Origin of the sequence: Pantoea sp. ICBG 985, assembly GCF_002928365.1 — a bacterium.
Taxonomy (GTDB): domain Bacteria; phylum Pseudomonadota; class Gammaproteobacteria; order Enterobacterales; family Enterobacteriaceae; genus Pantoea; species Pantoea dispersa.
Genome location: NZ_POWM01000001.1, coordinates 898,081 through 918,246, shown reverse-complemented (window position 1 = coordinate 918,246; position 20,166 = coordinate 898,081). Strand labels below are relative to the sequence as shown.

The window sequence follows — 20,166 nt, the reverse complement described above, 5'->3', positions numbered from 1 at the left end:
ATGACCGCGATTTGGATTGCTATAGCTGTACTGGCGGCGCTGGCGCTGGTGTTTGGTGCCCTGCTGGGCTACGCCTCGCGCCGTTTTGAAGTAGAAGAAGACCCGATTGTCGAGCAGATCGATGCGATTCTGCCGCAGAGCCAGTGCGGCCAGTGTGGCTATCCCGGCTGCCGTCCGTACGCCGATGCGGTGGGCAATAACGGTGAGGCCATTAACAAATGTGCGCCGGGCGGCGAACAGACCATGCTTAAGCTGGCCGAGCTGCTTAACGTTGAACCGCAGCCGCTGGATGGCGGCGCGGAAGTGCTGACGCCGGTGCGCACCGTGGCGTGGATTGACGAAGCCAACTGCATTGGCTGCACCAAATGTATTCAGGCCTGCCCGGTTGACGCCATCGTCGGTGCCACGCGCGCCATGCACACCGTGCTGAGCGATGTCTGCACCGGCTGCGACCTGTGCGTCGCGCCCTGCCCGACCGACTGCATTGAGATGCGTCCGGTTGCCACCACCACGGCCAACTGGAAGTGGGATCTTGACACCATACCTGTACGGGTGATCCCGGTAGAACATCATGCTTAATCTGTTATCACTGCTGCGCAAAGACAAGCTGTGGGATTTCGCAGGCGGCATTCACCCGCCGGAAATGAAAACTCAGTCCAGCGGCACGCCGCTCAGCCAGCTCCCGCTGCCTGAGCAGTTCATCATTCCGTTAAAACAGCATATTGGCCACGAAGGCGAAATCTGTGTCGCGCCGGGCGATAAGGTGCTGCGCGGCCAGCCGCTGACCTTTGGCAGCGGCCGGATGCTACCGGTGCACGCGCCCACTTCCGGCACCATTGAAGCCATCGCGCCACACATGACCGCGCACCCTTCCGGCCTGTCCGAGCTATGCGTTTTCCTGCGCGCCGATGGCGAAGACCGCTGGATGCCGCTTGATCCGCAGCCGGACTATCGCGCGCTGGGTCGGGACGCGGTAGTGAAACGCATCCACGATGCCGGTATTGCGGGCCTCGGCGGCGCAGGCTTCCCGACCGCCACCAAACTGCGCGGCGGACTGCGCGGCGTCAACACGCTGATCATCAACGCCGCCGAGTGCGAACCTTACATCACGGCGGACGACCGCCTGATGCAGGATTGTGCGGCGGAAGTGCTGGAAGGCTGCCGCATCCTCGCCTGGGTGCTGCAGGCGGAGCGCGTGCTGATTGGCATTGAAGACAATAAGCCGGAGGCAATTGCCGCGCTGAAACAGGCGCTGGCCGGTGACCGTGAGCTGCAGCTGCTGGTGATCCCAACCAAGTACCCTTCCGGCGGTGCCAAACAGCTGACCAAAATTCTCACCGGGCGGGAAGTGCCGCACGGCGGACGCTCCACCGACATTGGCGTGCTGATGCAGAACGTCGGCACCGCCTGGGCGGTGAAGCGCGCCATTGTCGATGGCGAACCGATTACGGAACGCGTGGTGACGCTGACTGGCGAGGCCATTGCCCGGCCGCGTAACGTCTGGGGCCGTCTCGGTACCCCGGTAAGCCATCTGCTGCAACAGGTCGGTTTCACGCCAGGCGCACGCCAGATGGTGATCATGGGCGGGCCGCTGATGGGCTTTACCCTGCCGTCCCTCAACGTGCCGGTGGTGAAGATCACCAACTGTATTCTGGCACCGTCGGCCAGCGAGATGGGGCAACCGCAGGAAGAACAGTCCTGCATCCGCTGCAGCGCCTGCGCTGACGCCTGCCCGGCAAAACTGCTGCCGCAGCAGCTGTACTGGTACAGCCAGGGTGGCGATCATGATAAAGCGCGCGCCCATCACATTGATGACTGCATTGAGTGCGGTGCCTGTGCGTATGTCTGTCCCAGCAATATTCCGCTGGTGCAGTATTACCGCCAGGAAAAAGCCGAACTGCGCGCCATCGATCTGGAGGCCAAACGCACCGCCGAAGCCAAAGCACGCTTTGAAGCGCGTCAGGCACGCCTTGAGCGGGAAAAACTGGCGCGGGAGGCGCGCCACGAGCAGGCCAAACAGCGAGTTGCGCGCAGCGACAAAGCAGAGCTCGAAGCAGCAACCGGGCGCGTGAAAGCGCGTCCGGCGAAGACGCCGGAGCAGGAAGCGGCAGAACGCGAAGCGCGCCATGCCCGGGCGCTGGCGCAGCAGGCTGAGAAGCAGGCTGAAACCGAACCGCTAAGCCGCCAGGCCATTGACCCGCGCAAGGCCGCCGTGGAAGCCGCCATTGCGCGTGCCAAAGCGAAAAAAGTAGCCGCGCCGGCACAGCCAGCCGCTGACACCACGACCGCAGAAAGCGATCCGCGCAAAGCGGCGGTTGAAGCCGCTATTGCGCGCGCCAAAGCGAAGAAAGCTGCCGCAGCGCAGACGCCGGCCGATGCTGAGCCGGCAGCCGAAGCGCCAGCAGCTGAAGTCGATCCGCGCAAAGCCGCAGTCGAAGCCGCTATTGCGCGCGCCAAAGCGAAGAAAGCGGCGGCGGCGCAGACGCCGGCCGACGCTGAGCCGGCAGCGGAAACGCCAGCGGCTGAGGTCGATCCGCGCAAAGCCGCAGTCGAAGCGGCTATTGCGCGTGCCAAAGCGAAGAAAGCTGCGGCCGCGCAGACGCCGGCCGACGCTGAGCCGGCAGCGGAAACGCCCGCAGCTGAGGTCGATCCGCGCAAAGCCGCAGTCGAAGCTGCTATCGCCCGTGCCAAAGCGAAGAAAGCCGCGGCCGCGCAGACGTCGGCCGACGCTGAGCCAGCAGCGGAAACACCCGCAGCTGAGGTCGATCCGCGCAAAGCCGCAGTCGAAGCCGCTATCGCCCGTGCCAAAGCGAAGAAAGCCGCGGCCGCAGCGCAGCAGACAGCCGACGCGCCCGCCGCATCCCCTGAAGTGGAGGCTGCTGCCTCTCCTGACTCCGCCGACCCACGCAAAGCGGCGATTGCCGCAGCGGTCGCCCGTGCCAAAGCGCGTAAAGCGCAGCAGCAGCCTTCGACGACTGAGGACTAAATGGCTTTTCGTATTGCAAGTTCGCCTTATACCCATAACCGCCGCAGCACCGGCAACATCATGCTGCTGGTGGTGCTGGCCGCGCTGCCCGGCATGGCGGCACAGTGGTATTTCTTCGGCATCGGCTTCCTGATTCAGGTGCTGCTGGCGGTCGCTACCGCATGGATCACCGAAGGCGCGATTCTGCGCCTGCGTCACGCGCCGGTAGTGCCGACGCTGGCGGATAACTCTGCCCTGCTGACGGCGCTGCTGCTGGGCATCAGCCTGCCGCCGCTGGCGCCGTGGTGGCTGGTAGTGCTCGGTACCGTATTTGCCGTGGTTATCGCCAAGCAACTGTACGGCGGCCTCGGCCAGAATCCGTTCAATCCGGCCATGGTCGGTTATGTGGTACTGCTGATCTCCTTCCCGGTGCAGATGACCAGCTGGCTGCCGCCGGATGTCCTGCAGGCCATTAAACCTGGCCTGATGGACTCACTCAGTATGATTTTTACCGGCCACACGCTGGCCGGTGACACCATGCAGCAGTTGCAGTTGGGTGTGGATGGCGTGAGCCAGGCCACGCCGCTGGATACCTTTAAAACCGGCCTGCGCGCCGGGCACAGCGCCGAACAGCTGCTGGCCCAGCCGATTTACGGCGGCGTACTGGCCGGCCTCGGCTGGCAGTGGGTCAATCTCGGCTATCTGCTCGGCGGCATGCTGCTGCTGGCGAAGAACGCCATCCGCTGGCATATCCCGTTCAGCTTCCTGCTGTCGCTGGCGCTGTGCGCCACGCTCGGCTGGCTGTTCGCGCCGCAGTCGCTGAACTCGCCGCTGGTGCATCTGTTCTCCGGGGCGACCATGCTCGGTGCGTTCTTTATTGCCACCGATCCGGTCACCGCGTCCACCACCAACCGTGGCCGGCTGATTTACGGTGCGCTGATTGGCCTGCTGGTGTGGCTGATTCGCAGCTTCGGTGGCTATCCGGATGGCGTCGCCTTCGCGGTGCTGCTCGCCAACATCTGCGTGCCGCTGATTGACTACTACACGCAGCCGCGCGTGTATGGACATCGCAGGGATTGATGATGATCGAAACCATTCGTAAGAACGCGTTCACGCTGGGCATGTTTGCCGTGATCACCACCGGCGTGACGGCGGTGGTCAACTATGTCACCAAACCGACGGTCGATCACCAGACCGCGCTGCAGCAGAAAAACCTGCTCGACCAGGTGGTGCCCACCGATTTGTACGACAACAATATTCAGCAGGAGTGTCTGCTGGTGACCGATGCCCGCGCGCTCGGCAACGACAAACCGCATCATCTGTATGTGGCGCGCAAAGGAGATCAACCGGTGGCCGCCGCACTTGAGACCACTGCCCCCGACGGCTATTCTGGCGCGATACAGATGCTGGTCGGCGCCGATTTTCACGGCAAAGTGCTGGGCGTACGCGTAATTGAACATCATGAGACGCCGGGTCTGGGTGATAAAATCGAGCTGCGAATTTCCGACTGGATCAACAGTTTTAACGGCAAAGTGGTGCACGGTGCCGACGATAAAGCCTTTGCCGTGAAAAAAGACGGTGGCGAATTTGACCAGTTTACCGGCGCCACCATCACGCCGCGCGCGGTGGTCAACGCCACCAAACGCACGGCGCTGCTGATTGAAACGCTGCCAGCGAAGCTCGCTTCGCTGCCTGAATGTGGAGATGCACCATGAGTGAAGCGAAAAATTTACTGATTGGCGGACTGTGGAAGAACAACTCGGCGCTGGTGCAGCTGCTGGGGCTCTGTCCGCTGCTGGCGGTGACTTCAACCGCCACTAACGCACTGGGCCTTGGACTGGCGACCACGCTGGTACTGACCATCACCAACAGTGCGATTTCCGCTTCGCGCCGCTGGGTGCCGGGTGAAATTCGTATTCCTATCTACGTGATGATCATCGCCTCGGTGGTGAGCTGCGTGCAGATGCTGATCAACGCCTATGCCTATGGCCTGTATCAATCGCTGGGCATCTTTATCCCGCTGATCGTCACCAACTGCATTGTGGTGGGACGCGCGGAAGCGGTGGCATCGAAAAGCAGTATTCCCCTCTCCGCGCTGGATGGCTTTGCCATCGGTATGGGCGCTACCTGCGCAATGGTGACGCTGGGTTCGATTCGTGAACTGATTGGTAACGGCACGCTGTTCAATGGCGCTGACCAGCTGCTGGGGCCGTGGGCTAAAGCGCTGCGCATTGAAGTGGTGCATTTTGATTCACCGATGCTGCTGGCGATGCTGCCGCCGGGTGCGTTTATCGGCCTCGGTATGCTGCTGGCCGGCAAATACCTGATCGATCAGAAAATGAAGCAGCGCGCCGCACGTCAGCTGGACGCTGCTGCTGCCGCGCCGCAGGGCGAAACCGGGAAGGCTGTGTGAATAAGGATAAACGCCTGCAGATCCTCACGCGACTGCGTGACGCCAATCCCCATCCGACCACCGAACTGAATTTCAGCTCACCGTTTGAGCTGCTGATCGCTGTGCTGCTGTCGGCACAGGCAACCGATGTCAGCGTCAATAAAGCCACCGCCCGACTCTATCCGGTGGCCAATACGCCAGCGGCAATGCTGGCGCTCGGCGTGGAAGGCGTTAAAGAGTACATCAAGACCATTGGCCTGTTTAACAGCAAAGCGGAAAACGTCATCAAAACCTGCCGCATTCTGCTGGAGCAGCACGGTGGTGTGGTGCCGGAAGACCGCGCGGCACTGGAAGCCCTGCCCGGCGTCGGGCGAAAAACCGCCAACGTGGTGCTCAATACCGCCTTTGGCTGGCCCACCATTGCCGTGGATACCCACATTTTCCGCGTCAGCAATCGCACCCGCTTTGCGCCGGGTAAAAACGTTGAGGAAGTGGAGCAGAAGCTGCTCAAAGTGGTGCCGGCCGACTTTAAGGTTGACTGCCATCACTGGCTGATTCTGCACGGTCGCTACACCTGCGTGGCGCGTAAACCGCGCTGCGGCTCCTGCCTGATTGAAGATTTGTGTGAATTTGCGGAAAAGACCGACTGACTGCGGGCTAACAACGGCGCGACATCGCGCGCCGTACTCTCAGTAATAATCGTTATCGCGCCGCCTGCAGCCACGCCACCACCAACGGCGACAGCCGGTTCTGAAGCGCAGCGCGTTCTGACTGAAACAGCGTGGCGACAAAGAACGGATGATCGGTCAGCTCTACCCCGCGCACATCCCCCTGCAAATCCCATGAGGTAATGCGCAGATTGCGCGTGGCCAGCGCCTCGCTGAACTCAGCATTAACGCCAAAGTTGCAGTGATAGCCTTCATTACTCTGCAGCGCGCCATAGGCCTGAGCGATACGTGAACCCGGCTCAAACGTCACCTCACCGCGCTGTTCCACCAGCGAGCAGGCCAGCGGCGCAATCACCCAGCGCGCGTCAGGGTCGGTCTCGGCATGGCCAGCATCCTCCCAGCCCAGCACGTTGCGCGCGTACTCCACCACCGCATACTGAAAGCCGGCGCACGAGCCTAAAAAGGGTTTACCGCTTTCGCGCGCCCAGCGAATGACGTCGAACACGCCGGCATCATTCAGGAAGGGACTGCCAGGCACCACCCAGACGGCATCATAGTCGTGCAGACGCGGCAGATCGATTTCCGGCGTGGCGATCCAGTCTGAGGTTACGTCAAGGGAGAGTGTGGCGGCGGCAAGCTGAATGGCAGGAGGAATGGCCTGATGCGCGACGGCACTGGCACGGTAATCGCCCACGAGAGCGACACGAACGGACTGCTTCATGATGAGTTCCTTGCAGGGAAAAAACGAGGTTACAGCAATTTCTTCAGGCTGTCTAAGGGCTGGCGATCAGCTATCCATCTTTCCCCTGCCTGGCGCAACAGGTCACTGCCGCCGGGGGCGTTGCAGAGCTTATACAATGAAAGCCGCGATTAAGTGGTGAAATTGTCGGCAAACGGGAGAGCAGCAATCGTTTTCTTTTTTTACATTTCTAATTAATTGATAATTTTGTGCGCAGGATCAACAAATTAGCCTGCGGCGAACTGTCAGCCGCGTATTGTGCTCAACAATCAGACAATTGCGCTTACTTCTTCGGCAAAAATCAGGGGATTCATCCAGCTTAATGGGCTGGATAATATTATGTCCTGCCCGGAGCAGGAAAAGCAGTTTATCTCAGGAAAATCCATCAACCGATCTGCAACAAGAACAATTATCCTGCTATAATGTCACGCAGTGATATTTAACACTGATTTACAAGTTATTATCCTGGTTATAACCCTGCCTGTAACAAGTATTTCAGCGTGCAGAAAATGCTTGCCCTGTTGGCCTGATTCAGCCAAATTAGGCGCCGTTTTTCCTTTCTAATAACAATGTTGCGCGGGATTACCCAGCCCGACGCAGACTTAATTCCTGTTGTAAAACAGGCGATGTATAAACTGAGGTATACGTGTCAACTGCAAACAAACACACTGATGAGGCGGTAAGCCTTAACGCCTTCCGTCAGCCGAAAGCGTTCTATTTGATCTTCTCCATCGAACTGTGGGAGCGTTTTGGCTACTACGGTCTGCAAGCCATCATGGCGGTCTATCTGGTGAAACAGCTGGGGATGTCCGAAGCGGACTCCATCACCCTGTTCACCTCGTTCAGCGCACTGGTTTACGGCCTGGTTGCCATTGGCGGCTGGCTGGGCGACAAAGTGCTCGGCACCAAACGCGTGATTATTCTCGGCGTCATTGTGCTGGCGCTGGGCTATGCGATGATTGCCTTCTCCGGTCATGACACCACCATGGTGTATGTCGGCATGGCGACCATTGCCGTGGGTAGCGGGCTGTTTAAGGCTAACCCTTCTTCACTGCTGTCGACCTGCTACGAGAAAGACGATCCGCGCATCGACGGTGCCTTCACCATGTTCTACATGTCGATCAACATCGGTTCGCTGTTCTCGATGATGCTGACTCCGTGGCTGGCGGCCAAATATGGCTGGGGCGCGGCGTTTTCGCTGTCGGTGGTGGGCCTGGTGATCACCCTGCTGAACTTCCTGTTCTGCCAGCGCCTGGTGAAGAATTACGGCTCCAAACCAGACTTTGCGCCGCTGCAGGTCGGTAAGCTGCTGATGACCCTTGTCGGCGTGGTTGCGCTGATCGCACTGGCCACCTGGCTGCTGCATCATCAGAGCATTGCCCGCATGACGCTGGGCGTGATCGCGATCGGTATCGTGCTGGTGTTTGCCAAAGAAGCCTTTGCGCTGCACGGTGCGGCACGCCGCAAAATGATCGTTGCATTCCTGCTGATGGTCGAAGCTATTGTGTTCTTCGTGCTGTACATGCAGATGCCAACCTCGCTGAACTTCTTCGCCATCCGTAACGTCGAGCACGCGATTCTCGGTATTACCTTTGAGCCGGAACAGTTCCAGGCGCTCAATCCGTTCTGGATCATGGTGGCCAGCCCGATTCTGGCGGCAGTCTATAACAAGCTTGGCGATAAATTGCCGATGCCGCACAAGTTTGCCATTGGCATGGTGCTGTGCTCTGCAGCGTTCCTGGTGCTGCCGTTTGGCGCGAAATTCGCGAACCAGGCGGGTATCGTTTCGGTAAACTGGCTGATTCTGAGCTATGCGCTGCAGAGTATCGGTGAGCTGATGATCTCCGGTCTCGGCCTGGCGATGGTGGCGCAGCTGGTGCCGCAACGTCTGATGGGCTTCATTATGGGCTCCTGGTTCCTCACCACCGCTGGCGCCGCGATGATTGCCGGTAAGGTAGCGAACCTGATGGCGGTGCCGGAAAACGTCACCGATCCTCACGCCTCACTGGCCGTGTATAGCCAGGTGTTCCAGCAGATTGGTATCGCCACTGGCGTAATCGCCCTGCTGATGCTGATTACCGCCCCGCTGCTAAACCGCATGACGCAGGATGATGCGCAGGCAGAACTGAAGCGCGCCAGCGCTAACCAGTAATCGTTTCTGAGCCGGGCTAAGCCCGGCTTTTTTTATCCCCCTTCACAACCCCCGCTTTCCGCTGTAGTTTAAGCAACACGCTTTTTATGCTCGCCTTGCACGGCTGAGATCGGGAATGGCTCATGGACAGATTTGACGAGCTGCAGGTGTTTGTTGCGGTGATTCAGCAGGGCAGCCTGGCTGGCGCGGCGCGCGTATTGCAGCGTTCGCCGCCGGTCATTACCCGCACGCTGAATGCGCTGGAAGCACGTTTTGGCACCACCCTGATTGAACGCACCACGCGCCAGCTGGCTCCCACCGAGAGCGGCTGGCAGCTGTTTGAGCAGGCGCAGCGCTTGCTTAACGATTACCAGAGCGCGCTCGACAGCGCCCACCACAGCGGACTGCACGGCCTGCTGCGCATTACCGCCCCGGTGATGTGTGGCCGTCGCCACGTGATGCCGCTGGTCAATGCCTTTCTGCAACAGCATCCGGAAATGCAAATCGAACTGATTCTCAGCGACAGCTATCAGGACCTGATTGAAAACGGGCTGGATATTGCGGTGCGCATTGGCGAGCTGCAGGATTCGTCGATGGTGGCGCGCAACGTCGGCAGCGTACGCTCGATGCTGGTCGCCAGCCCGGACTACCTTCGCCAGGCCGGAATCCCAGCCCATCCGGCTGAGCTCAGCATGCATGCGCTGGTGGCAGGCGTGCGCCACACCCGTGAGTGGCGCTTCGCGCACGACCTGCGTGTGCGCATCACCCCACGCCTGCGCGTCAATGATATCGCCAGCCAGCTGGATGCATTGCGCAGTGGCCAGGGCATTGGCCGTCTGTTGTCTTATCAGGTGATAGATGAACTGCAGGCTGGCACGCTGATCCGCCTGCTGAGCGAGTGGGAGCCGGCACCACTGCCGGTGCATCTGGTGGCGCAGCGGGTGAAAAACATGGCGCCCAAGGTACGCTGTTTCTGGGATTTCGCGCTCACGGCACTGCCGCCGCGACTGCAGGCGGCCGCTGAATTTCCCGCGCCCGCCCGCAATTCCTGATCGCTGTCACTGGTAAAAATTTCTGGCAGTTTTATGCTGCTGTCATCACAACAACTCATCAGGAGAGGCCATGATGAAACTCTATTGTAAGCCCGGTGCCTGTTCGCTCTCGCCGCATATCGTTGCGCGCGAATGCGGGCTGGATTTTACGCAGGTCAATGTCGATCTGCAGAAGAAAATCACCGAGCGCGGAGAAGATTACTGGCAGATAAACCCCAAAGGACAGGTTCCCGCGCTGCAGTTTGATGACGGCAGCATACTGACGGAAGGCGTGGCGATTGTGCAGTATCTGGCGGATCTCAAGCCGGATCGCAACCTGCTGGCACCGACCGGCAGCCTGACGCGCTATCACACGCTGGAGTGGCTGAGCTACATCAGCAGCGAATTGCACAAAACCTTTTCCCCGCTGTTCCGTCCGGATACGCCGGAAGAGTACAAAGCCATAGTGCGTGCACAGCTGGAGCAAAAATTTCAGCGCGTTAACGACGCGCTGCAGGATAAACAGTGGCTGATGGGGTTACGCTTTACCGTCGCCGATGTCTATCTGTTTGTGGTTACGCGCTGGGCAAAAGCCATCAAACTGAATCTCGAAGGTTTGAGCGCGCTGGAGGCATGGTTTGCGCGGGTGGCCGCGCGGCCGGCGGTTCAGGCCGCACTGAAGGCTGAAGGTCTGGTCTGACGCCACAGGCCGGCGTGCTGGCCGGCCTGTTGATTAGCAGCGATTACAGCTGTTCTGCCGCAAAGTGCTGCGTGGGTTGCGCAATCGCATCCTGCGCCGCCACTAGTTGCAGTTCATACTCGCCCATTTCGTGGGTTTTCAGCATCACTTCATACACCGCCGCCGTCACATGTTCCAGCGCATCCTGCAGCGATTTGCCGTGCAGCAGGTCAACCAGCAACAGGCCACTGGTCAGATCGCCAACCCCCACCGGCTGACGCACACCAAAATCCACCAGCGGACGGCTGATGTGCCAGCACTGATCGGCGGTGACCAGCAGCATTTCAAAGCGATCGCTACGGCGTCCGGCGCGCGCCAGATGTTTCACCAGCACCACGCGCGGCCCCTGCGCAATCAATGCGCGGGCGGCAACCACCGCCTGTTCCACGTTAGCGACCGTCTGGCCACTGAGCATCTCCAGCTCCAGCAGGTTCGGCGCGATAAGATCGCTGGCCGGCATCGCCTGCTTGCAGTGAAACTCCGCCACGCCGGGCGCGACGATGCAGCCTTTTTCCGGATGGCCCATCACCGGATCACAGAAATACCAGGCGTCAGGATTCGCCGCCTTCACCATACGCACGATTTCCAGGATCTGTTCGCCCTGCTCCGCCGAGCCGAGATAGCCGCTCAGCACCGCATCGCAGGTTTTCAGACGATCGATGGCGGCGATCCCGCTGACGATATCGGTCAAATGGGTGGCGGGCATCACGGTGCCGGTCCAGTGACCATACTGGGTGTGATTGGAAAACTGCACGGTGTTTAACGGCCAGACGTTGGCGCCCATGCGTCGCATCGGGAATTCGGCCGCGCTGTTACCGGCGTGGCCATAAACCACGTGAGACTGGATTGCGAGGATATTTTTCATTATTGCCCTGTACTGCTTGCCATAAAAAAGGGCCGGAGACCGGCCCTTGCACCTTACTGCCAGCTAATCAGGCAGTAGTGTTTTTTGCCGCGACGCAGCAGCGTGTAACGACCAAACAGTTTGTCGCTGTCGCTGAAACGATACTCGGCATCAGACTGTTTCTCACCGTTGACAGATACCGCGTTGGAGCCAATCATGGTGCGCGCCTGGCCGCGTGACGGCACCAGTTCCGCCGCCACCAGCGCCTGTTGCAGATCGTCGTCCGCATTCAGGCTAATGGTCGGCATGCCATCCTGAGCCAGCTGCTCAAAGTCCGCTTCGGTCATGTCGCTCAGGCTGCCGGAGAACAGGCTGTCGGTGATGCGCTTCGCCGCGCTCAGACCGCTTTCGCCGTGCACCAGACGCGTCACCTGCTCTGCCAGCACATACTGCGCGCGAGGCGCTTTGCCACTGGTTTTGTCTTCTTCTTCCAGCGCATTGATCTCCTCAATGCTCATGAAGGTGAAGAACTTCAGGAAGCGATAGACGTCCGCGTCGGCGGTGTTAATCCAGAACTGGTAGAACTTGTACGGACTGGTTTTCTTCGCATCCAGCCATACCGCACCGCCTTCGGTTTTACCAAATTTGGTGCCGTCCGATTTGGTGATCAGCGGCACAGTCAGTCCCCACGCCTGCTGCTGATGCAGACGACGCGTCAGATCGATGCCGGAGGTGATGTTACCCCACTGATCGGAGCCGCCAATCTGCAGCACCACGTCGTAGCGCTTGTTCAGTTCGGCAAAGTCGTAACCCTGCAGCAGGTTGTAGGAAAACTCGGTGTAGGAGATGCCCTGATCTTCACGGTTCAGGCGCATTTTCACCGCTTCACGGTTGATCATCTGGTTGACCGAGAAGTGCTTACCGATATCGCGCAGGAAGGTCAGCACGTTCATGCCGCCAAACCAGTCATAGTTGTTGGCCGCGATGGCGCTGTTGTCGCCGCAGTCAAAATCGAGGAAAGGCGCAACCTGTTTGCGGATCTTCTCTACCCACTCGTTGACGGTTTCCGTGGTATTGAGTTTACGTTCGGCCGCTTTAAAGCTGGGATCGCCGATCAGGCCGGTGGCACCGCCGACCAGGGCCACCGGCTTGTGGCCGGCATCCTGGAAACGTTTCAGGCACAGCAGCGGCACCAGATGGCCCAAGTGCAAGCTATCAGCGGTGGGATCAAAGCCGCAATAGAGTGCAATTGGCCCTTGCGCCAGCCGCTCTGCTAACGCTTCCTCGTCCGTTACCTGGGCTACTAAGCCTCTCTCTTGCAATTGTTGTATCAGGTTACTGCTGGTCATCACTGACTCCAAATTGATCAGACTGCACCTATGCTGGTACACAGCTGTCCGCTGACGTGCGGATACGAAAAAATGAGGGCTATAGCATAAAGCGCTGACGAGCCGTGCGCCAGCGCTGAAAGGGGATAAAACGCAGTTTTACGGTGCTAAACGGTCGATTGTCCAGCCGCTGCCATCACGCTGATAAAGGAAGCGGTCATGCAGGCGATGTTCGCCGCCCTGCCAAAACTCCATGGTGTGGAATCTGACGCGGAATCCGCCCCAGAAACTCGGCAGCGGCACTTCCCCCTGCTGAAACTTCTGCTTCAGCTCAAGGAATTTGCCCTCGAGCACGCCGCGCGCGGAAATCCGGCTCGACTGTTTCGATACCCAGGCGCCAATCTGGCTGTCACGCGGACGGCTGTGGAAGTACTTCAGCACTTCCAGCGGCGACAGCTTTTCCACTTCGCCCAGCACCATCACCTGACGCTCAAGGAAGTGCCAGGGGAAATGCAGTGAAATGCGCGGATTGTCCGCCAGCTGCAGCGCTTTACGGCTGCCGAGGTTGGTGTAAAACACCATGCCCTGCTCATCGTAGTGTTTAAGCAGGACGATGCGCTGATAGGGCTGGCCGCTGCTGTCCACCGTCGCCACCGTCATGGCGGTGGGATCGGGTAGCTGCGCGGCGCACGCCTGCTGCAGCCACTGCTCAAACAGCGCCAGAGGAGTATCTGGCAAATCTTTGCGCCGCAGCCCGCCGCGCGTGTACTCCCGACGCAGGTGGGCAATTTGTTGCAAGCTGTCACTGTCGCTCATGCTGGTATCCCGGTTCTCTCTTACTGTGCGGAGGCATCCGCGTTCTGCAGTTCACAATCATTAATCACGATTTTATCGTTGCGTTCAACAAAGGCGCCATTGCCTTTTGACCAGAAAACGTAGGTCCCATCGCTGTAACGCGCGCCGGAGGCAGACACCGTCTGGGTCAGCGTGAGTGGTTTGCCGTCCAGAATAAAGCTTACCTGCTGCTTCGCGTTGTCCAGAGTGACCGTCAGCGGCAGCGTGCCACACTGGTAATGTAACGTCTCTGGCGCGGGTGCGGGTTTATGCCAGATACCACAGCCGCTGAGTAAGGTCAGGGTGCCGGCCAGCACAATCATCTTTTTCATGTTTGCTCCTTAACGTATTGCGTGGGGATTGGCGGGATAGATGGCGCCCAGCACGCTCATTTCGCGCGCGCCGGTTACCGCCGGCAGGTTGCCCGGCAGCCCGGACAGGGTGCGGAACGCCAGCCAGGCAAAGGCCAGCGCCTCCATATCATCACCGCTGATACCGGCCTGATCGGTGGTGCCCACTTCAGTGCCAGACAGATGCGCGGCCAGCCGCGCCATCAGCAGCGGATTGCGACTGCCGCCGCCGCACACCAGCAGACGATCGCAGCCATCGTTGAGCTGTACCTGATGGGCGATAGTCAACGCGGTCAGCTCGCACAGCGTTGCCTGCACATCCTGCGGGGCCAGCGCCGGGAAGCGCTGCAGCTGCTGTTCCACCCAGCCCAGGTTAAAGTATTCCCGACCGGTGCTTTTGGGTGGCGGCAGCGCAAACCACGGATCGCCGAGCATCTGCTCCAGCAGTGCGGGCACGACCTGGCCACTGCGCGCCCAGCCGGCATCTTTATCAAACGGCAGGCCTTTGTGGCGCCAGATCCACGCATCCATCAGCATATTACCTGGTCCGGTATCAAAGCCGCGCACCGGCTGACCGGGGATCAGCAGCGACAGATTGGCGATGCCGCCAATATTCAGCACCATGCGCCGTTCGACGCTGTCCATCAGCAACGCCTGGTGAAAAGCCGGTACCAGCGGCGCGCCCTGGCCGCCCAGCGCCATGTCGCGGCGGCGAAAATCGCCCACCACCGTGACGCCGGTCGCGGCAGCGATCTGGTTATTGTCGCCAATTTGCAGCGTATTCGGTGCCGCCGACTGCGGCTCGTGCCACACCGTCTGGCCGTGGCAGCCAATCGCCATGATATCGCTGGCCTCCAGCGCCTGCTGCTGCATCAGCGTCAGTACGGCTTCCGCAAACAGCTGGCCGAGCCGGGTATCAAGCTGACCGAGCTGCGACAGCGTCAGCGTCTGTCCCTGACAAATCGCCAGCACCTGCTGACGCAGCGCCAGCGGGATGGGATGGCAGTAGCTGGCCTGTTGCGCCACCATATGCTGGTCGATCGCGGCCAGCACGACGTCTACGCCGTCCAGGCTGGTGCCGGACATCACGCCGATATAGCGTCCTGATTTCATAGCGCTTCCTTACCCGTTTGCGGGCCTGCAATGCATCTGTGTTTAGCCTGGCAAATTACCGGGGCTAATTCTATGATAAATTTCCGCTTTTCAACTGCGCTGCGACACGCATTCCGGCAGCAAACTATTTTCATCCGGCAATTGAATTTTTGTTGATGGGCGGTGGTCTATGCTTCGGCCCAGCCGCATATTGTTCGGACATCGCGTCAATTGGCCATTTTCTGACTTATACTGTTGCAGTACAGGACGAGAATATGGCGTTTTTTTGCATTAAGGAGCTTTCTCATGATTAAGCGTTTCGTAGCCGTAGCCCTGGCGGGTATCACGCTGGCTGGCTGTGTTAATAACGATACCCTTTCCGGCGATGTTTACAGCGCCAGCGAAGCCAAGCAGGTTCAAAGCGTCTCATACGGTACGCTGGTATCCGTGCGTCCGGTAAAAATTCAGGGCGGCGACGACAGTAATGTGATCGGTGCCATTGGCGGTGCGGTGCTGGGTGGTTTCCTCGGTAACACCATCGGCGGCGGCGCGGGGCGCAGTCTGGCAACAGCCGGCGGTGCGGTACTGGGCGGCGTAGCCGGTCAGGGCGTGCAGGGTGCGCTCAACAAATCTGACGGCGTAGAGCTGGAGATCCGTAAGGATGACGGCAATACCATTATGGTGGTGCAGAAGCAGTCCGCCAGCCGTTACTCGGTCGGCCAGCGCGTGGTGATGGCCTCCAACGGCAGCCAGGTCACAGTCTCTCCGCGCTAAGCGCACAGATAAAAAAAACCGACGCCAGTGCGTCGGTTTTTTTATTTCTCGCGGTTCTGCAACTCGAGAATGTTTTTTTCCAGCCGGGCAATCAGCGTCACCATCTGATTGATCTCTTCGAGGCTGATGCCGGAGAGGATGTCGTCACGCGTCGCGTCGATCACGTTTTCGACCTGCTCAATGATCGGCTCAGCCTGACGGGTCAGCTTGATGCGCTTGGCGCGGCGATCGTTAGCGCAGGTGGCGCGGGTGATGAGCCCCTTCTCTTCCAGCTGATCCAGCGTACGCACCAGCGACGGCTGCTCAATACCGATGGCTTTCGCCAGCTGAATCTGCGACTGCTCTGGCGGGAGTTGATGAATATTGTGCAACGTCACCCAGTGGGTTTGTGTCAACTCAAGCGGCTTCAGACGCTGGTCGATCAACGCGCGCCAGATGCGCACCAGGCGAGACAGATCTGTTCCAAGCGGCGTATCCATTTCATCTCCTTATAATTAGCTTGCTAGCTATCAAGCCAGATTTTACACTATTCTGCGAGTTTACAGGACAAATTACAAATCCCGGGCCAGACGGCACGCCCGCTGTCTACACTTGATTTAACCGTGCCCGGGTAAAAAGGATGATGCCACGTGTCAATCTTCGCGCTCACCGCGACGGCGCCGCTGACCGATCTGGTGTTTGGTGCCTCACTGTTCTTCCCGCCGCTGTTCAAAGCGGTGCTGCTGGGCTTCTTTTTCTGGCTGCTGATTCATCCGCTGCTGCGCGGCTGGATCTACTCCGGCGATGTCTGGCACCCCACCTTAATGGATCTCTCACTGTTTGTTCTGTGCGTGAGCGGCGCACTGTGGATACTGAGCCTCGGATAAATCACCATGAAATTCAACCCCTTTAAGTACTTTTCTACCCTTGTGGTGTTTACCCTGGCGCTGCTCGCAGGCTGGTGGATGTGGAACTACTACATGCAGGCCCCGTGGACGCGCGATGGCAAAGTGCGCGCTGAACTGGTGGACGTGACGCCCGAGGTTTCCGGCCGCATCAGCACGCTGGCCGTGCGCGACAATCAGTTCGTGCATAAAGGCGAGGTGCTGCTGACGCTGGATCCGGTGCCGTGGCAGATTGCGCTGGACAATGCGCAGGCCCAGCTGGCGAAGGCGCAGGCCGACCTCGCCAAAGCGCAGCATGAGGCGGATCGCCGTGCCAGCCTGCCGCGTAACGTGATCTCCGCTGAGGATATGGACGCGGCGCGCCTCAACGCGAATGCAGCGGCCGCCACGGCGAAAGCCGCACAGGCGATGCTCGATCAGGCGCGCTGGAACCTGCAGCAAACCACGGTAACGGCCCCGACTGACGGCTGGGTCAGTAACCTGACGCTGCGTGCCGGCAATTACGCGACCGCCGGTACGCCACTGTTCGCGCTGGTCGACAGCCACTCTTACTATGTGATGGGCTATTTCGAAGAGACCAAACTGCGCCATATCCAGCCCGGCGCGGCGGCGCAAATCGTGCTGTATAGCAACGGCGCACGACTGCAGGGCCAGGTGGAGAGCATCGGGCGCGCCATTTACGATCAAAGCATCGCCAGCGACGGCGGTCTGGTGCCCGATATCAAACCCAACGTGCCGTGGGTCAGGCTGGCGCAGCGCGTCCCGGTGCGTATCCGGCTAAACGCGGTACCGGATAATGTGCCGCTGGTGGCCGGTACCACCTGCACCATCTCTGTCGCGCACTGAGGCCGGCATGAATCTGCAGTGGCTGGCCTGGCACAATCTGCCGTGGATAAAGGCAACCGGCGGCGAGTGGCGCTATGCGTTACGTAATGCAATCGCGATGTGTCTGGCGCTCACCCTGGCGTATGCGCTGCAGCTGGATCAGCCTTACTGGGCCATGACGTCCGCCGCGGTGGTGAGTTTCCCCACCGTCGGCGGCGCCATCAGCAAAAGCCTGGGCCGCATCGTCGGCAGCCTGCTCGGAGCCAGCGCCGCGCTGCTGATTGCCGGTCATACGCTCAACGAACCGTGGCTGTTTGCCTTTTTCATGGCCGGCTGGCTGGCGCTCTGCACCTGGGTCGCCAGCCATTTTCAGAACAATGTGGCCTACGCCTTTTCACTGGCCGGTTACACCGCCGCGATTATCGCCTTCAGCAGCGTTAACGTTAGCGACGTCAGCCAGCTGTGGGACATCACCCAGGCGCGCGTGTGCGAAGTGATCGTCGGGATTCTCTGCGCCGGGCTGATGATGATGATCCTGCCCAGCACCTCGGACGGCAGCGCACTGATGCTATCGCTGCGCCAGATGCACACCCGCCTGCTTGACCACGCGGTGCTGCTGTTGCAGCAGAGCAGCACAGAAAATGTGCGCACCGCCCACGAAACGGTGATCAGCCAGATCCTTACCATGAATTTGCTGCGCATTCAGGCCTTCTGGAGCCACTATCGCTTCCGCCGGCAAAATAACGTGCTTAATTACGTGCTGCATCAGCAGTTGCGCCTGACCAGCGTGCTCTCCAGCCTGCGGCGCATGCTGCTTAACTGGCCCGACGCGCCGCCGGTGCTGTACAGCGCAATGCAACAGCTGCTGCACGAACTGGCGCAGCCGCAGTGTGATAAATACCGGCTGGCGCAGATTCTGCGCAGCATCACGACGGACGTGCACGGTGATTTCCGCCAACGTGCTTTTGTCCAGCGGCTGCGCTACTTCTGCTGGGTGTGGCTGAATGTGGAGCGCTGGATTCGCCTGATTGAGCGCGCCGACGCTGACACCCGTTTCCAGCCACCGTACGCGCCGGCACTGGCACGTGCCAGCGACAGTGCCGAAGCTGGCTGGAGTGCGCTGCGCACGTTTAGCGTGATCATGCTGGGCTGCGCGTTCTGGATCGGGACCCAGTGGGACGCTGGCGCCGCCGCGCTGACGCTTACCGCTATTGCCTGCGTGCTCTACTCGTCATCGCCTTCGCCCGGCGGCAGCGTGTCGCTGCTGCTGAAAACGCTGTTGTGGCTGTCGCTGTTCAGCTTTGTGCTGCAGTTTGGTCTGATGGTGCAAATCAGCGCGCTGTGGCAGTTTTTGCTGCTGCTGTTCCCGCTGCTGCTGACGCTGCAACTGTTTAAGCTGCAACAGAAGCAACGCGCCGCGCTGTGGGGCCAGTTTATCGTGTTTATGGGATCGTTTATCGCGGTAAGTAATCCGCCAGACTGGGATTTCCAGAGCTTCCTTAACGATAACCTGGCAAAAGTGTGTGGCGTCCTGCTGGCGTGGCTGGCGTTTCAGGTGTTACAGCCGGGTTCTGATGCGCGCCGCAGCCGGCGCCATATCCGGGCGCTGCGCCACGCTTTTCTCGATCAGCTACGTCGCCAGCCGCGTCTGAGTGAAAGCCGGTTTGAATCGCAGATTTATCATCACATCAGCCAGCTGAGCCACAGCCGTGATGAGCAGGCGCGCCTGTGGCTGCTGCGCTGGGGCGTGGTGCTGCTGAACTGTTCGCACATTGTCTGGCAGCTGCGCGCCTGGCAACCCCGCTCACCGGCGCTGGCGCAGCTGCGCGACAGCAGTCTGCAGGATTTGCAGCGTATTATGAGTTTGCGCGGTGTGCGTCACGACTCGCTGCAGACCGCGCTGGATACGCTGCAGCAGGCCATTGATCAGCTTCAGGGGCAGCCGGAGAGCGACGCGAACACCCTGGCGGGTATTTTGTGGCGCCTGCGCTGTTCGCTGGCGCAGCTGCGTCAGGCGGTGCCGGATTGATCATTCACAGTACTGGGTAAACTGCCGATCAAAGTCATCGTGCAGCTGTTGCAGGGTCTTCTGCCCTTCAAAGCGGGTTTTATCCTGCTCGGACATCGGTTCTATCACCAGCGCTTTCTCGTCCGACGAGTAGATAAAGCGCCGCGCCAGCGTGCTGCCGGTAAAACTGGTGCCCTGAATGCCGCCGCACACCACGGTGATGCTGTGACGGCGGATTTCGGTATGGGTGAAATTGGTTTCGGTGGCGCTGCGCAGGACATTCTGACAGCCTTTGGCCTGCAGCCGCTGCAGGGTATGCTGCGTCAGCCATTCGCGGCCGCGGGCAATATTTTCACAACTGGCGCGCAGCGGATTGGTATCTATATCTCGCTGCAGCTGACGGCTGGCATCCAGTCGCAGCTGGGTATCATTCGGGCGATCGCAGCCCACCAGCGCTAAACACAACAGCAAAATCCCACGCGTTTTCATGCCTGCCCCTGAGCGGTTCCGTTCCTGAATCAACATCATAGGATGGAATGTTGCCGCTGAGTAGCAGGAAAAT

At 59.8% G+C, this 20,166-nt stretch carries 21 protein-coding genes; 13 read left to right on the top strand and 8 right to left on the bottom strand.

Going from position 1 to position 20,166, the window contains the following annotated elements:
• The 6 genes from rsxB to nth are packed head-to-tail and all read left to right on the top strand — an operon-like array spanning nt 1 to nt 6,007.
• On the top strand, nt 1-579 hold the full coding sequence (gene rsxB / locus C1Y42_RS04540) for an electron transport complex subunit RsxB (RefSeq protein ID WP_021506189.1): 579 nt from the start codon (nt 1-3) through the stop codon (nt 577-579).
• A complete protein-coding gene (rsxC, locus tag C1Y42_RS04535; RefSeq protein ID WP_104092882.1) occupies nt 572-2,986 on the top strand; it encodes an electron transport complex subunit RsxC in 2,415 nt (804 codons plus the stop codon). Before rsxB ends, rsxC begins: the two co-directional genes overlap by 8 nt.
• Nucleotides 2,987-4,045: an electron transport complex subunit RsxD gene (rsxD, locus tag C1Y42_RS04530; protein WP_058769716.1), complete on the top strand. Its 1,059-nt coding sequence runs from the start codon at nt 2,987-2,989 to the stop codon at nt 4,043-4,045.
• 2 nt (nt 4,046-4,047) lie between these two features.
• On the top strand, nt 4,048-4,680 hold the full coding sequence (gene rsxG, locus C1Y42_RS04525; protein WP_031279157.1) for an electron transport complex subunit RsxG: 633 nt from the start codon (nt 4,048-4,050) through the stop codon (nt 4,678-4,680).
• Nucleotides 4,677-5,378 carry an electron transport complex subunit E gene (locus C1Y42_RS04520; protein ID WP_058757701.1) on the top strand — a complete coding sequence of 234 codons (702 nt, stop codon included), beginning with the start codon at nt 4,677-4,679 and terminating at the stop codon, nt 5,376-5,378. The genes rsxG and C1Y42_RS04520 overlap by 4 nt, the downstream gene beginning before the upstream one ends.
• Complete coding sequence (gene nth, locus C1Y42_RS04515; protein WP_058769714.1) at nt 5,375-6,007, top strand: endonuclease III; 633 nt, start codon at nt 5,375-5,377, stop codon at nt 6,005-6,007. Before C1Y42_RS04520 ends, nth begins: the two co-directional genes overlap by 4 nt.
• A 52-nt stretch (nt 6,008-6,059) precedes the next feature.
• Here nth and C1Y42_RS04510 read toward each other — a convergent pair whose 3' ends face one another.
• Nucleotides 6,060-6,746 (bottom strand): CTP synthase, encoded by a 687-nt coding sequence (locus C1Y42_RS04510; protein ID WP_104092881.1) that lies wholly within the window; start codon nt 6,744-6,746, stop codon nt 6,060-6,062.
• Between the two features lie 664 nt (nt 6,747-7,410).
• On the opposite strand from C1Y42_RS04510, the gene dtpA reads away from it, so the two are divergent.
• The 3 genes from dtpA to gstA all read left to right on the top strand — a co-directional run bounded on the left by dtpA (nt 7,411) and on the right by gstA (nt 10,626).
• Nucleotides 7,411-8,916: a dipeptide/tripeptide permease DtpA gene (dtpA, locus tag C1Y42_RS04505; protein WP_058757699.1), complete on the top strand. Its 1,506-nt coding sequence runs from the start codon at nt 7,411-7,413 to the stop codon at nt 8,914-8,916.
• 122 nt (nt 8,917-9,038) lie between these two features.
• The gene (locus C1Y42_RS04500) at nt 9,039-9,947 is read left to right on the top strand and encodes a LysR family transcriptional regulator (protein WP_058776276.1); all 909 of its coding nucleotides are present in this window, start codon (nt 9,039-9,041) and stop codon (nt 9,945-9,947) included.
• 73 nt (nt 9,948-10,020) lie between these two features.
• A complete protein-coding gene (gstA, locus tag C1Y42_RS04495; RefSeq protein ID WP_199188960.1) occupies nt 10,021-10,626 on the top strand; it encodes a glutathione transferase GstA in 606 nt (201 codons plus the stop codon).
• Nucleotides 10,627-10,669: 43 nt separating this feature from the next.
• Here gstA and pdxY read toward each other — a convergent pair whose 3' ends face one another.
• From pdxY to anmK, 5 genes are all read right to left on the bottom strand, one after another.
• Nucleotides 10,670-11,530, bottom strand: coding sequence for a pyridoxal kinase PdxY (gene pdxY, locus C1Y42_RS04490; RefSeq protein ID WP_058776274.1), 861 nt, complete (start codon nt 11,528-11,530; stop codon nt 10,670-10,672).
• A gap of 53 nt (nt 11,531-11,583) precedes the next feature.
• Nucleotides 11,584-12,858, bottom strand: a complete 1,275-nt coding sequence (gene tyrS / locus C1Y42_RS04485; protein ID WP_058769710.1) for a tyrosine--tRNA ligase — start codon at nt 12,856-12,858, stop codon at nt 11,584-11,586.
• Nucleotides 12,859-12,996: 138 nt separating this feature from the next.
• A complete protein-coding gene (pdxH, locus tag C1Y42_RS04480; protein WP_058769709.1) occupies nt 12,997-13,653 on the bottom strand; it encodes a pyridoxamine 5'-phosphate oxidase in 657 nt (218 codons plus the stop codon).
• A 20-nt stretch (nt 13,654-13,673) separates the two neighbouring features.
• Nucleotides 13,674-14,003 (bottom strand): MliC family protein, encoded by a 330-nt coding sequence (locus C1Y42_RS04475; protein WP_021506202.1) that lies wholly within the window; start codon nt 14,001-14,003, stop codon nt 13,674-13,676.
• A 9-nt stretch (nt 14,004-14,012) separates the two neighbouring features.
• Entirely contained in the window at nt 14,013-15,134 is a 1,122-nt protein-coding gene (gene anmK / locus C1Y42_RS04470) for an anhydro-N-acetylmuramic acid kinase (RefSeq protein ID WP_104092879.1), read from the bottom strand.
• Between the two features lie 285 nt (nt 15,135-15,419).
• Between anmK and slyB the strand changes: the two genes are divergently transcribed.
• Nucleotides 15,420-15,887, top strand: coding sequence for an outer membrane lipoprotein SlyB (gene slyB, locus C1Y42_RS04465; protein ID WP_021506204.1), 468 nt, complete (start codon nt 15,420-15,422; stop codon nt 15,885-15,887).
• Nucleotides 15,888-15,928: 41 nt separating this feature from the next.
• On the opposite strand, the gene slyA is transcribed toward slyB, so the two are convergent.
• Nucleotides 15,929-16,366, bottom strand: a complete 438-nt coding sequence (slyA, locus tag C1Y42_RS04460; protein ID WP_010618966.1) for a transcriptional regulator SlyA — start codon at nt 16,364-16,366, stop codon at nt 15,929-15,931.
• A gap of 150 nt (nt 16,367-16,516) precedes the next feature.
• Between slyA and C1Y42_RS04455 the strand changes: the two genes are divergently transcribed.
• From C1Y42_RS04455 to C1Y42_RS04445, 3 genes are read left to right on the top strand one after another with little or no spacing between them, the layout of a single operon-like run.
• Nucleotides 16,517-16,753, top strand: a complete 237-nt coding sequence (locus C1Y42_RS04455; protein WP_021506205.1) for a DUF1656 domain-containing protein — start codon at nt 16,517-16,519, stop codon at nt 16,751-16,753.
• Nucleotides 16,754-16,759: 6 nt separating this feature from the next.
• Nucleotides 16,760-17,617, top strand: coding sequence for an HlyD family secretion protein (locus tag C1Y42_RS04450; RefSeq protein WP_104092878.1), 858 nt, complete (start codon nt 16,760-16,762; stop codon nt 17,615-17,617).
• A 7-nt stretch (nt 17,618-17,624) separates the two neighbouring features.
• Entirely contained in the window at nt 17,625-19,625 is a 2,001-nt protein-coding gene (locus C1Y42_RS04445) for an FUSC family protein (protein ID WP_104092877.1), read from the top strand.
• On the opposite strand, the gene C1Y42_RS04440 is transcribed toward C1Y42_RS04445, so the two are convergent.
• Nucleotides 19,626-20,093, bottom strand: a complete 468-nt coding sequence (locus C1Y42_RS04440) for a hypothetical protein (RefSeq protein ID WP_104092876.1) — start codon at nt 20,091-20,093, stop codon at nt 19,626-19,628. It lies immediately after the preceding gene.
• Between the last annotated feature and the right edge of the window lie 73 nt (nt 20,094-20,166).